Genomic DNA, 12268 nt, shown 5'->3' on the forward strand with positions numbered 1-12268 from the left:
CGTAGCGTTCGATGGTACAGTTTAACCTTCGCCTCCAGGCTCGACGCCGTTGGAACCGGTCCCTGGGATGCCAGACGTGACGATGTGCACTCCGTCGCACGCGTGCCAATGATGTAGGTCCCGTTGAAGGCGAACGACTTCACGGAGGGCGGGTTGTCACCAGGACGCAAGCGGCCAGCGCGACGGCGATCCGGGCATTTCGATTGGGCAAGCAGTCACTGGCTCCCTGGGCCCTCGCCGTCTTCGACGGCTCCTTTCGCGGGAGTACCCAGCGCTTCCGACGACGGAGTTTTCCTCAAATCGCCCGTGGCCGAAGGCGCATCCGGATCGGCATCGTCTCCACGCATTGCCGAACGCAGTCCTTTCGCGGCTTTTTTCGCCAGCTCCTCACGCCGCTCGTCGGCGCCATCCGAGACGCGGCGATCGTCGGTTCCGGCCTGTTTCGATCCAGTCATCCTATGCCTCTCGTCTGTTTGAGGAGGGATGCATTGCAAACCGCGCTGGCACCCAAAGGTTCCGTCAGGCGTGGTCCGGCGCGCTTGCCCCTTCCCAATCGAGCCCCGAGAGCGGCAGCGACCAGGCCGGGCTCGGCCTCAGTATTACCATGGTCCGGTCAAGACCACTGACGTTGAACGCCGTCGACACTCGGACCGCGACGAATCCTCCTCGGAAGGGCGCACTCGGCACGAAAGTTCATTCGATGTCAGATTCGGATGGCCCCGGTTTCAAAAGCCTGCCCGACGATTAGCGCGATAGGCGTCTTTTATTGGGAACAACACGAGGTTTTCGAGGTTCATGGGTTCCACAACGAAAGGAAACACCCTGTGCTCGGGGAGCCGGCTCCGGTGAAGGGCGACCCCGGCGGCAAGTCCCACCGATCGTTGTGAGCGACTTTTCCAACCCGCCTAGAAATGTATAGGAAAGCTAATGAAAAAGGTTCGAAATCCGATTAACGCATCGCGGCAGCGTTCTGGCCTGGAACGGCCGACAGAGGATCCCGGCGCGCGGGAAGGCCTGGCCCCCGCGCCCAATGAAGGGGAGATGACGTCACCTAGCGAGCCTAGCGTGTTCAAGAGCGAGGATGAAACGGTATCTGTCCACGAGCGAGAGCGCGACGAGTGGATTAGCAAGCGAGCTTACTCGTTGTGGGAGCAAGCGGGCCGGCCCGAAGGGCGCCACGTCGAGCATTGGGAGCGGGCAGTTAGCGATTTCAAGGAAAAAGGAAACGTTGACGGGGAAGACGCTCCAGACGGGGTTGGCGCGCCCGGCTCGTCAGGGACGTCGCGCGCCACATAGCAGCGACCGCCCGGCGGACCTTGCCCGGTCCGCGCCACCTTTTGCCTTGCGAGCGGCGCAACACCGGAGCCCACGTCGTTCAACTGGCGCGACGATGATCGCATCGCAAAGGATCGGGAGCGCTCCTCCCTCGGTGTCAAACGTATTGGAGAGTATCCTTGAACCATATCTGGCTTATCGCCGTCGCGGGAGGTGCCGCCCTACTGGGATTCGCGCTCGCGTTTGGAATGATGAAAGAGGATCCGAGACGTACGGCGTTTTCGATCGGCGTCGCGGTCCTCTTCGCGGTGGTTGCGCTTGGAGTTGCCCTTTTCGTGTCATCCTTCGCGACAGCACCGATCCGCGCCGCCGACAGGGAGCATTCCGAGGAAAAGCTGCCGGCCGGCCCCACCCATACCAAGGAGTTGCCTGGGAAGTAACGGTCTTTCCTCAATTAGGTCCTCGCGCCGCCCGCTCTTCATCCGGCTCAAGGCGCCGGGGGCGGGAGGTCGCTCACGAAGGTGTCGGCAATGAGGGTGCTTGGTGTTTTGGTATTGATTGCATGCTGCGCGGGCCTGTGTACGACAGCCGCGTGGATCGCGACCGCACCCCAAGGGGAGTTTCTTCCTGGAGACCCTCGACTGGCCGGCCCAGGGGATATCCGTCGAGGAGAACAGATCTTCACGGCCGCGGATTGCTCCTCTTGCCACGCCACTCCCGGTCAAACCGACCGCCTTCACCTTGGAGGCGGGCTAGCCTTGGCATCGACCTTCGGTACATTCAGGCCTCCGAACATATCGGCCGACCCGATTGATGGAATCGGAAATTGGGACGTCTCGGATTTGGCGAACGCACTGGTGGCGGGGATCTCCCCCACCGGCGCCCATTACTATCCGGCCTTCCCCTACACCAGCTATACTTCGATGACACCGGGCGACATACGCGACCTTCATGCCTATCTCAGGACTGTTCCCTGGGTTAAGGGCCGCGCTCCACCGCATCATCCCAGCCTTCTCTTCGCGATCAGGAGGTCCGTCGGAGCATGGAAGCTTCTTTTTTTCAGTAAGGGTCGCTCCGCCGCCCCGCCAGCCAAGGCGGACAAGCTGCTTGCCCGCGGCTATTATCTCGTCGAGACGCTGGCGCACTGCGCGGAGTGTCATTCCAGTCGAAACGTCGTGGGCGCGATAATCCCGGAAACACGATTTGCGGGCGGAATTGATCCCCAAGGCACGGGCTACGTTCCGAACATCACGGCCGCTCGTATCGCGGATTGGAGCGAGGAGGATCTCGTGCGGATGTTGACGACGGGCGAGACGCCCAACCATGGCCGGGTCGGTTCCTCAATGTCCGACGTCGTGGAGAACACAGCTCGCCTCCCGGAAAGCGATCGCGAAGCGATAGCTCATTACATTAAAACGTTGGGAGCGATTCCCTCGCCGCGACCTTGAGCTTAGTGGGTATAAAGATAGGCGACCAGGTCACTGGCTTCGTCGGGACTTATGCCACTCGCCGGCATCGCCGTTCCTTGAGCGTACTGCTCTGGCCCAACAATCCAGCGCCGCGCGTTTTCCGCGTTGTTGGGCAGGGTCCCGGCTATGTAAACGCGCGCCCGCAACCCCGACAGCGCCGGCCCAACCTGACCATCGGCGCCAGGCACGCCAGGGATCGTATGACAGCCAGCGCAACCGTAACGTCGAAAAATGGCGGGTGCCCGGTCCAGCTTTCCTCCGGTCATCAAAGCCGCGGTCTCGCCTATTTCATGGCGCGTCTTGATGCGATTGACCGTCAGGAACGACACTGCCAGCGCCGTGCACAGAAGGCATGTCAGCAAAGCGGGGTAACCCGTCAACCTACGCATTTTCGATCCTTGTGCTCGATTGCTTGATCCAAGCCGATAGGAGAAAAATCGCGGCTCCCGCATAGACCGTGCCCGCCGGGATCCACATTAAAAGCCCCGCCATTTGCTGATCTTGCAGGGGCGAAATTCCCCACTCGCGGGCGTCGGCGGTCTGAGCGACATAAAGAACACGCGGCGAGAGCGCGATCAACGCGCCCAACACGCTCGTATGCATCATCGTGACGAAGAGATGCCAAGCCGCGACACCCCGTTCGCTGCGCCAAATCATCGCCCACCAGAAGAAGATCGCCGTAATGAAAAACGTCAGATGCTGGGCCCGATGCGCCGTCGTGTCCGCGATGGAGGTGTCCAGCAGCACGGGTGCGTGCCAGACCCATATCGCCGCGCCGTGCAGCAGCGTCGCTAGCAAGCCGCCAGTTAGCGACGTCCATGCGACACGAAGCGGGGCAGCGTTGAACATCCGGCTCGCCGCCAGACGCCCGGCTCGCGGAAGCGACCACACCATAAATGCCGCCGGCCGCGAAAGGACGATAAGAGGCGCCGATACGGCCATCACGATCTCGTGCTCGATCATGTGCACGGCGAAAAGATGTTCTCCCAGCCAATGGATCGGCGATATCAAGGCGGCGGCCAGGGAGATGAGGCCGGCATGGAATGCCAGGATTCGAAGAACCGGCGAGCGCCTGTTGACGCAAACGCGTTTTAGCAATCGGCGGCTACCTATGATGGACGCTGTCGCGGCCACGCAGATGGGGACGATGACCAGGGGGTCGAAGGTCCACGGATATGAGCGCGCGTGCGTTTCTCCACCATGTGCGAAGGCATTGCCGGACACGGCGATCAGAACGGCGAAGGCAATCAACGTGCGCATGGGTCGACCAACATTATCGCGGCTCCCTGTAGACTGATCGCGAACATGAACATGGCCTCGAGAAGCTGGAGCGCGCGACCAACCTTTTCGCCAGGGGTTCCCAATTCTTGCCTACGCCCTAGACCGAAAATCGATCCGGAGGCGCTCAGGGCAATCGCCGCGGCGAACGAGACGAGCGTCCAGCTCGAACGCGCGGCGCAGTCGCGCCACGGAAGTATCTGTCCGAGCTGCGTCGTGGCGGCCCAGGCTATCGGCGCGACGGCAAGGCCAACAAATCGAATGGAGCTTGGGGTCATAGGCGTGGGACCCAATAGATGCAGCCGTAGATTGGCAGCCAAGCCACGACAACGAAGTTCCAGTACATGGCGTTGTCCGCCACGTCGTCATGGCGACGCGCGTTGTCCGAGTGCCTTGTGAACATCAAGCAAGTGAGAACCAAGGTTTCGGCGAGATCGGTTAGAACATGGCTGGTATGAAGACCTAGCAGCAACCAGACGATAGAGCCGTAGGCATTGCGATCCCATCCCACGTGCAGTGCTGGAAACTCATGAATTCTTATGAGAAGTGGCGCTATGCCGAGGCAAGACATAACCAAGAGACCAGCTCTTGCCTTCGGCAGGTCCCGCCGCTTTGCCCAGCGTGACACCAGGAAATTTGGAACGAGGCTGGCCAACAACAAGACGGTGATGGCGGTTCCCGCCCAAAGATCCGGTCGCGGCGCGTCAATGGGCCATGCGGGGGCAATGCTCATCAAATAGAGATACATGACGATGGCGAGCGCGAAGCCCGTGCCCTCGATCACCATGAATGCCAGGGTACCCCACCATGCGGGGCTAGCGGCTCCGCTTGCGTGCGACGTGAGCGTGGAAACGTCACAAACCACTCTCTCCTTCATCACCCGTCCTCCGGCACGCCTTTTGGCCAGAACCAGCCTATCAAGGCAATCGCGATGGGGATCGAGCCCCACACAACCGCCCACGGGGTGAATATCGACCAAACCAGAACCATGGATGCGGCCACCGCGGCAAGGAGCGGCCAAATGGAATCGCGCGGCGATGACTCCCTTGCTTGCGGCGTCGATGACGCCACGGTGGTGACGAGCAACTCGCGTCGATCGACACAAAGGCCCGTGGCGACACAAAGTTCCTCATCGTCCCAGAGGGGCTCGCCTGAACGCACGACCGGAATCCGCGCGAAGTTGTAAGGCGCCGGCGGAGAGGCCGTCGCCCATTCCAGCGTCGGGGCTCCCCATGGATTTGGGCCGGCGACCGGGCCGGTTCGCGCGCTTCGAACGACATCGATCGCAAACAGGAGAAAGCCGGACGCCAGGACCAGCGCGCTAAGGCTGATCATGAGGTTCAGACCACTCCAGGCAAGCTCGGGTTGGTAGGTGTATACGCGACGAGGCATCCCGGCCAGTCCAAGGACGTGCATGGGAAAGAAGGTGAGATGAAATCCCGTGAACACGAGCGCGAAGACCCAACGGCCTAAATTCTCGCTCATTGTCCGACCAGTGAATTTTGGAAACCAATAGTAGATCGCGCCGAGCAGGGGAAACACCGCGCCGCCCACGAGCACGTAGTGGAAATGCGCCACGACGAAATACGTGTCGTGAACCTGCGTGTCGAACGGCACCGAGGCGACCATCACTCCGGTCATCCCGCCGATCACGAAGGTTATGATGAAGCCGAAAACAAAAAGCAGCGGCGTTTTGCAGACGGGCCGACCCAGCCAGATTGTCGCCAGCCAACAGAATATTTGCAATCCCGCGGGAACGGCGATCGCCATGCTGGAAGCGGTGAAAAAGCTCTCCCCTAACCGTGGCAATCCGGCAACGAACATATGATGAACCCATAGGCCGAAGGCCAGGACGCCTGTTGAAACCAGTGCCATCACCATTGACAGGTAACCGAAAACCGGCCGCCGCGTGAAAGTCGTCACGATGGTCGATACCATTCCGACCGCCGGAAGAAATATGATGTAGACTTCGGGGTGACCGAAGAACCAGAAGAGATGCTGCCACAGCAGGACGTCGCCACCCTCGGCGGGATTGAAAAACTGCGTTCCCACCAGTCTGTCGAGGATCAGCGAGGTACTGGCGATCATCACTGCCGGCATGGCGAGGATCACCATGAACGACGTCACCAGCATCGACCATACGAACAGCGGAACGCGGTCGAGAGACATGCCAGGGGCGCGCTGCTTGAGGATAGTGACAACGAGTTCAACGGAAACGGCAAGTGCCGACACTTCGGTGAAGGTAATCATCTGCGCCCAGATGTCAGCCCGCTTTCCAACGCCATATTGGGGGCCCGACAGCGGCACGTAGGCGAACCATCCCACGTCGGGACCGGCATCGATTATGAATGCAGCCCATAAAACAATTCCGCCGGCCAGGAACATCCAGTACGAGAACGCATTGAGCCGGGGAAAGGCGATGTTACGGGTCCCAACCATCAGCGGCACGAGATAGACCGCAATCGCTTCCATGACCGGTACGGCAAACAGAAACATCATGTTGGTGCCGTGCATCGTGAATATTTGGTTGTACCGGTCTGGTCCAATGAATCGCGCTTCGGCTCGCGACAACTGCAGTCTCATCAAGAGTGATAAAATTCCGCCCAGGAACAGAAACACGAACGCCGTCACGATATAGCGGCGACCTATGATCTTATGGTCGACCGTGGACAAGGCACCCCAGAAGCTCCGAGGCGTACGCCAGATCGCTGTCAGGTGCCGGTCGACGTCGGCCAGGTCAAGGTCGGTGTCACGAAGATCGTTCGCACGGTCATGAGCCGTCATTTGAGGCTCTCCAGGTAGGCCGAGACGGATCGCAACTCGTCGCTGGTGAGAGGGACCGCAGGCATGTTGTTGCCAGGTTTAAGTGTTTGAGGGTCGGCGATCCACGCGGCCAACGTACCCCTCGTCCGGTCGAATAGACCCGCGCCAATCGTCCCGCGGCTTCCGACATGCGTGAGGTCGGGGCCGGTCGTCCCGTCCGCGGTGGTCCCGCGAACGCGGTGGCAGGCCGCGCAAGGCTTTCGCAGGAAAGCAGCCTTGCCGCGCGCCAGCTCCGGCTGATCTGGCACGAGACTTTCAGCAAGTTGGCTCGCATACCACCGACGATATGAAGCTTCATCGTCGGCCATGACCAACAGCGCCATGTGGCTGTGCTGAAGACCGCAGAATTCAGCGCACTGGCCGCGGTAGACACCTGGTCGATCCGCGTGAATTGTCAGGGTGTTGGTTCGCCCTGGTACCAGATCCTGCTTGCCGGCCAGGCTTGGGACCCAGAAGGAGTGGACGACGTCCGCGCTCTCGAGTTGTAGCCGCACACGGGTGCCCACGGGAATATGTATCTCGTTCGCCGTTTGGAATGCCGATTGGCCATCTTGGAGATAGGTGACGCGCCACCACCATTGCTCGCCTCGAACGACCACCGTCATCTCCGGCTCCCCGATACCGTCGATCAGCCGCGTGGTGTAGAAGCTCGCCACCGTCAGGCCAGCGATAATCACCGCCGTGGCGACGACCAACGAGGTCACGATGAACCTGGCACGTCTGTCCGAGCGGGCGGCGCGGTCGATCGGAGAGGACCGATGATGAAGAACCGCGTAGGCGAGAGCCGCCACGACAATGACCCACACCGTCACGCCCACGAAGATGAGGATCAGCATGAGCTGCCTTAGGTGGACCGCGGGCTCGCCATGAACGTCGAGCGCTGACTGTGTTCCCGCGCAGCCGGCAAGTGTCCCGATGACAAATATGAGGGGTATCTTTCCATTCACGGGCTTGGCCCTTGCCGCGGGTGGACACCTATCGGACCCTCTTCGAACAACATGACCGCCGGCCCGCGGTTTTCCGCGGGCCGCGCATGCTTGGCGTCATCTCGTCCGGGAGCACTGACTTTCGGTGTGTAGGACCCCATGGACTGAACATAGCCGGCGAGCTGCCAGATCTGCTCGATCGGGATGCGTTCACGGAAAGGCGGCATGCCGTGCGGCCGTCCGTCACGGATTGACGCAACGATCGAAACCATCTCCGGGCCATAAAGCCACCAGCCATCCAGGAAAGACGGGCCTTGCCCACCTCGTCCGTCGCCATGACATGTGGGGCAGCCGAACCAAGTATAAAGGCGCTTGCCTTGGCTCAGGTTATAAGCGTCGTTTTCGTATGGTTGGCCGCGCGCGAAGTCTATCTCGGGCGGCGCTCCACTTATGCCGTTCGGCATCAGCCTGAAACCGTCCAGTTCGGAATTAACGGGCGGATCGAGCCGGAACCTTCTGCCTTCGTCGATCCAGCCCATCACGCCGGCGCCTACGATAAGCGCGGCGGCAACACCCGACCAAGAGATGACATGCGACCAAGTGACGGCATGCCGGATCGGCGAACTTTGATCACGACAGTCCACGGGTTGATCGCGATCGCCGCGTGGAGCGCGCGCCACGCCCGAAAATCCTCGGCGGGCTGGGCGCCACGTCACGAACAAGGCCACCCCAACCAGCAGCATCGTAAGCCCGTTTATAAGCCTGGAAGATGTTATGATCATCCTTCTTAATCTTCACGTTAGTCGCGAGGTGCCTCCGAGGATCGGGTGACCGTGACAGGAAGCAGCTTGTAGGACGGGGTTTTGGACCTTGGGTCATGGTGGTCCAAGGGAAATAGCGGGTTGGCCTCCGGAAAATAGGCGGCGCACGAGCCTCTCGGGATGTCGTACTTGACAATTCGAAACCCGTGGACCATGCGTTTGCTTGATGGGTCGATCGCGGTGACAAGATCGACCGACATCCCGTTCTCAAGACCAAGGGCCGCGATGTCGGCGGCATTCATGAATACAACTCGCCTCGTTCCATCCACGCCCCGAAAGCGATCGCTGTAGCCATACACGGTCGTATTGAATTGATCATTGGACCGAAGAGTGGCCAAGTGAAGAACGTCGGTCCGTCCCTGCGTTGACAGGTCCGGGAAAAGCCTCCGCGGCGTCAAGAAATTCGCCTTGCCGTTCGCGGTGACCCACTTTCGTTCGCGCGCCGGAACGGGTCGAGGAAATCCTCCCGGCTTGAAAAGCCGCTTGTTGAAGTCCCTGAAGGTTTCGGGATATGTCTCCTCGATCGCATCCCTGATCTTGGCGTAGTCGTTTGTCCACTCGTCCCAAGGAACGCTATCTGATCGCAACGTGGCCTTGGCCAGCCCCGCGATGATCGCGGGTTCCGAGAGCAGCTCCCCGCTCGCCGGTTTCATTTTGCCAACGGAGCCGTGGAAGTGAGCGATCGAACTTTCGATCGACACGGCCTGGGGACCCGTGGCCTGTTGATCGATCTCGATCCTGCCCAGGCAGGGCAAGAGGTACGCGATTTCTCCGTGGACGACGTGGCTTCGATTGAGTTTCGTCGCGATCTGCACGGTCAGTCGCATTTTTCGCCAGGCTCGTTCCATTGCGTCGGTTTCCGGCGCCGCCCTCAGGAAATTGCCTCCGAGACCGAGGAAGGCGCGCGCCTCCCCCCCCAAGATCGCCTGACAGGTCTCCACTGTCGTGCGGCCAGTCCATCGAGGCGGTTCGAAGTGGTAGAGCTCGGAGAGCTTGTCCAAGGGTACCAGACCTGGCTTCTCGGTTATGCCCACGGTTCGTTGCCCCTGCACATTGGAGTGTCCCCTCACCGCGCATATGTTCGCGCCGGGCTTTCCGATGTTGCCACGAAGCAAGGCTAGATTGGCGACCATGTGGACCGTCTGAACGCCCATGAGATGTTGAGTGAGACCCATCCCGTAGACGAGTAGAACCGCCTTGGCGTTAGCGTATATGGTCGCGGCCTGCTCCATCTCTTGACGTGAGAGACCTGAGATTTTTTCCAGTTCGCTCCAGTCATGGCCGCGAGCCGCGGCGGAGAATTCCTCGAAGCCCGCCGTATGCTCCGCTATGAAGTCGTGATCCAGCACATGTTTCTTATCCACGGCCGCCATCGAAGCCGCGAACGCTACCATCGCGGCGTTCGAGGGATCGGCGGGTTGACCGTCATTTCCCGCCACTTTTGTGCTGGTTTCGGCGCGAAGGGCATCGTCCGCCTCGATCAAGGCCTTGCATATACCAAACAGCGCCGCGATATCTCCTCCGTTGCGCACCTGGTGGTAGCTCGACGAGATCTTGGTTTCAGGGCCGCCTAGCATTTGCGTCGGCGATTGCGGGTTCACGAAGCGCTCAAGCCCCCTTTCCCGAAGCATGTTGAAGGTCACGATCGGGACGCCTCGATCGACCGCGTCCTGCAGGTCATGGAGGAGCCTCGGCGACGATGTCCCAACATTCTGGCCGATGTAAAATATGCAATCGGTGTTTTCAAAGTCCGACAGGATCGCTGTCCCGACGGAGGCGCCGATACTTTCCGGCAGCGCTACCGACGAACTCTCGTGGCACATGTTGGAGCTGTCGGGCAGATTGTTGCTGCCATAGATGCGCGCGAACAACTGATACATGTAGCTCGCCTCGAGGGACGCGCGGCCCGAGGTGTAGAAGTCGACTTGCCTTGGCTCGAAGCCCCGGAGTTCCTTGCCTATTTCCGCGAATGCTTCCTTCCATGAAACCGGGACATACTTGTCCGTCGAAGGATCCCAGCGCATCGGATGGGTCAAGCGACCCTGCTCCTCGAGATCGTGATCGCGCCATCGCTCAAGCTCGCTCAATGTGTGGGATGCGAAGAATGCCCTGTCAGCTCGGCGATCGGTGATTTCCCATGCGGTCGCCTTTGCTCCATTTTCGCAGAACTCGAGGGGATGGGTTTTCGCGGGCTTGGCCCATGCACAGCTCACGCACATGTAACCTTGCGGCTTGTTTTGCTCCGATAGCCTTCTAGCGCCTAAGGCAACCTTGTGCTCCCGGAGCAATATTTCGGCGACGGATTTGGCCGATCCCCAGCCCCCGGCGGGTCCTCCGTAACGCTTGATCTTGGGTGGATGGCCTGGTTTCGCAGACATGGCGGTCCCTCTTTTGTCGGCAAACCACGAAACGTGCCGTTTGTTCCCGATGGTCATGGGGTGGTCCGCGTATCGAAGCCGGGGCGGCTCCACGCAGCCTCGCTCGATGGTAAGATTGGCCGACAGACGAGCGGGAAGCGTGCCTAAACTAACGTTGGGCCGTGGAACGTAACCACACCAGTCCCGTGGAACTATCCTTCATGAATGGTGTTGGGACTTGCCACGCCAGCGAAATATTTTCTTGGCTGCTGACTGTTTAACCACTGGAGAGAAGCCTAGTGCGACGGCCCGCCCTGAGACTGCTTGTCGGAAAACGTGTCTTGATCGTTGAAGACGAGTATTTCCTAGCCGATGAGACCCGGCGAGAACTGGAAAGCAATGGGGCCGTCGTCGTGGGGCCGGTGGGCACTGTCGGCGCCGCCTTGGAGTTGCTCGAAACGGAACAGGTCGACGCCGCCATACTGGATATCCATCTCGCCGACGAACTCGTGTTCCCGGTCGCCGAGGAACTTGAACGACGAGAAATTCCCTTTGTATTCGCCACGGGATACGACCCTTCGATCCTGCCCTTGAAGTTTACCGGTTTCGCGCTTTGCGGGAAGCCAACGGAACTCGGCACCATCGCCGAGGCTTTGTTCGGCAATGGTCCGGTGGACCTTCACTGACACCGTCTATCCGAGCATGCCGGCCAGGCGCGCGCGGGCGCGGCTCACCCTGCTCTTGATGGTGCCGACAGGAACGTCGCAACGCTCGGCGGCGAGTTCGTAGCTCATCCCCTGGATCAGCACCAGATCCACGACCAAGCGAAAATCTCGCGGCAGCGTGTCAATGGCCCGCTCCAATTCATGGGCTCGCAGCTCCAAATCCTGGGTCGGTGGTGACCAAACCTCGCCAGCGCAGTCATCCAGGCCGCCGACCTGTTCCCTCCTTGAGAGCTTGTATTTCGTGCAGAAGGTGTTGCGCATTATCGTGAAGAGCCAGGAGCGAAGGTTCGAACCGCGCTGGAACCGGTGCGAGCTCCCGATTGCCTTCGTCAAGGTTTCCTGAACAAGATCGTCGACGTCGCTCGCCCCCCGATGAAATCGCCGAGCGAATTGCTGTAACGCGGGCAGAATTGCCATGAGTTCGGCTTCAGTGAAACCAGTCGCGCGATCATCCAACATCGTTGCTCTCCCTTGTCGGATGAACATCCCTTGCGGGCAGTCGTTCCATCGACACGACGTTTCGTCTCCGACCGTACAGACAGGCACGCATTGTTGGTGATTTCGAGCGGTCATCGCGGGGTTGCCGGAGACACC

At 60.3% G+C, this 12268-nt stretch carries 13 protein-coding genes; 4 read left to right on the forward strand and 9 right to left on the reverse strand.

What is annotated here, in order from left to right:
* Positions 1-215 precede the first annotated feature (215 nt).
* Entirely contained in the window at positions 216-455 is a 240-nt protein-coding gene (locus tag ACCD05_RS19570) for a hypothetical protein (RefSeq protein WP_413394755.1), read from the reverse strand.
* A gap of 586 nt (positions 456-1041) precedes the next feature.
* Between ACCD05_RS19570 and ACCD05_RS19575 the strand changes: the two genes are divergently transcribed.
* From ACCD05_RS19575 to ACCD05_RS19585, 3 genes are all read left to right on the forward strand, one after another.
* On the forward strand, positions 1042-1296 hold the full coding sequence (locus tag ACCD05_RS19575; RefSeq protein WP_413394801.1) for a DUF2934 domain-containing protein: 255 nt from the start codon (positions 1042-1044) through the stop codon (positions 1294-1296).
* 158 nt (positions 1297-1454) lie between these two features.
* Positions 1455-1715, forward strand: coding sequence for a hypothetical protein (locus tag ACCD05_RS19580; RefSeq protein ID WP_111564013.1), 261 nt, complete (start codon positions 1455-1457; stop codon positions 1713-1715).
* A gap of 90 nt (positions 1716-1805) precedes the next feature.
* Complete coding sequence (locus ACCD05_RS19585) at positions 1806-2723, forward strand: c-type cytochrome (protein ID WP_413394757.1); 918 nt, start codon at positions 1806-1808, stop codon at positions 2721-2723.
* 2 nt (positions 2724-2725) lie between these two features.
* Here ACCD05_RS19585 and ACCD05_RS19590 read toward each other — a convergent pair whose 3' ends face one another.
* The 7 genes from ACCD05_RS19590 to ACCD05_RS19620 all read right to left on the reverse strand — a co-directional run bounded on the left by ACCD05_RS19590 (position 2726) and on the right by ACCD05_RS19620 (position 10970).
* Positions 2726-3073 (reverse strand): c-type cytochrome, encoded by a 348-nt coding sequence (locus ACCD05_RS19590; protein WP_413394759.1) that lies wholly within the window; start codon positions 3071-3073, stop codon positions 2726-2728.
* Positions 3074-3125: 52 nt separating this feature from the next.
* The gene (locus ACCD05_RS19595) at positions 3126-4004 is read right to left on the reverse strand and encodes a cytochrome c oxidase assembly protein (protein WP_413394761.1); all 879 of its coding nucleotides are present in this window, start codon (positions 4002-4004) and stop codon (positions 3126-3128) included.
* A gap of 292 nt (positions 4005-4296) precedes the next feature.
* Positions 4297-4899 carry a heme-copper oxidase subunit III gene (locus ACCD05_RS19600; protein WP_112436702.1) on the reverse strand — a complete coding sequence of 201 codons (603 nt, stop codon included), beginning with the start codon at positions 4897-4899 and terminating at the stop codon, positions 4297-4299.
* Complete coding sequence (gene ctaD / locus ACCD05_RS19605; protein WP_413394763.1) at positions 4899-6806, reverse strand: cytochrome c oxidase subunit I; 1908 nt, start codon at positions 6804-6806, stop codon at positions 4899-4901. The genes ACCD05_RS19600 and ctaD overlap by 1 nt, the downstream gene beginning before the upstream one ends.
* On the reverse strand, positions 6803-7780 hold the full coding sequence (gene coxB, locus ACCD05_RS19610) for a cytochrome c oxidase subunit II (RefSeq protein WP_413394803.1): 978 nt from the start codon (positions 7778-7780) through the stop codon (positions 6803-6805). The genes ctaD and coxB overlap by 4 nt, the downstream gene beginning before the upstream one ends.
* 8 nt (positions 7781-7788) lie before the next feature.
* Positions 7789-8310, reverse strand: coding sequence for a c-type cytochrome (locus ACCD05_RS19615; protein WP_111564042.1), 522 nt, complete (start codon positions 8308-8310; stop codon positions 7789-7791).
* Between the two features lie 260 nt (positions 8311-8570).
* Positions 8571-10970 carry an FdhF/YdeP family oxidoreductase gene (locus ACCD05_RS19620; protein ID WP_413394805.1) on the reverse strand — a complete coding sequence of 800 codons (2400 nt, stop codon included), beginning with the start codon at positions 10968-10970 and terminating at the stop codon, positions 8571-8573.
* Positions 10971-11290: 320 nt separating this feature from the next.
* On the opposite strand from ACCD05_RS19620, the gene ACCD05_RS19625 reads away from it, so the two are divergent.
* The gene (locus tag ACCD05_RS19625; RefSeq protein WP_283193703.1) at positions 11291-11635 is read left to right on the forward strand and encodes a response regulator; all 345 of its coding nucleotides are present in this window, start codon (positions 11291-11293) and stop codon (positions 11633-11635) included.
* A gap of 6 nt (positions 11636-11641) precedes the next feature.
* Here ACCD05_RS19625 and ACCD05_RS19630 read toward each other — a convergent pair whose 3' ends face one another.
* The gene (locus tag ACCD05_RS19630; protein WP_413394766.1) at positions 11642-12133 is read right to left on the reverse strand and encodes a sigma-70 family RNA polymerase sigma factor; all 492 of its coding nucleotides are present in this window, start codon (positions 12131-12133) and stop codon (positions 11642-11644) included.
* Between the last annotated feature and the right edge of the window lie 135 nt (positions 12134-12268).

It is taken from the genome of Rhizobium sp. Rhizsp42, assembly GCF_047304155.1.
Lineage (GTDB): Bacteria > Pseudomonadota > Alphaproteobacteria > Rhizobiales > Rhizobiaceae > Rhizobium.

Bases quoted from the DNA above. Each gene is read 5' to 3' on its own strand.
- ACCD05_RS19570 (WP_413394755.1), bottom strand. From the start codon at position 455: ATGACTGGATCGAAACAGGCCGGAACCGACGATCGCCGCGTCTCGGAT.
- ACCD05_RS19575 (WP_413394801.1), top strand. From the start codon at position 1,042: ATGACGTCACCTAGCGAGCCTAGCGTGTTCAAGAGCGAGGATGAAACG.
- ACCD05_RS19585 (WP_413394757.1), top strand. From the start codon at position 1,806: ATGAGGGTGCTTGGTGTTTTGGTATTGATTGCATGCTGCGCGGGCCTG.
- ACCD05_RS19595 (WP_413394761.1), bottom strand. From the start codon at position 4,004: ATGCGCACGTTGATTGCCTTCGCCGTTCTGATCGCCGTGTCCGGCAAT.
- ACCD05_RS19600 (WP_112436702.1), bottom strand. From the start codon at position 4,899: ATGAAGGAGAGAGTGGTTTGTGACGTTTCCACGCTCACGTCGCACGCA.
- ctaD (WP_413394763.1), bottom strand. From the start codon at position 6,806: ATGACGGCTCATGACCGTGCGAACGATCTTCGTGACACCGACCTTGAC.
- ACCD05_RS19615 (WP_111564042.1), bottom strand. From the start codon at position 8,310: ATGGGCTGGATCGACGAAGGCAGAAGGTTCCGGCTCGATCCGCCCGTT.
- ACCD05_RS19620 (WP_413394805.1), bottom strand. From the start codon at position 10,970: ATGTCTGCGAAACCAGGCCATCCACCCAAGATCAAGCGTTACGGAGGA.
- ACCD05_RS19630 (WP_413394766.1), bottom strand. From the start codon at position 12,133: ATGTTGGATGATCGCGCGACTGGTTTCACTGAAGCCGAACTCATGGCA.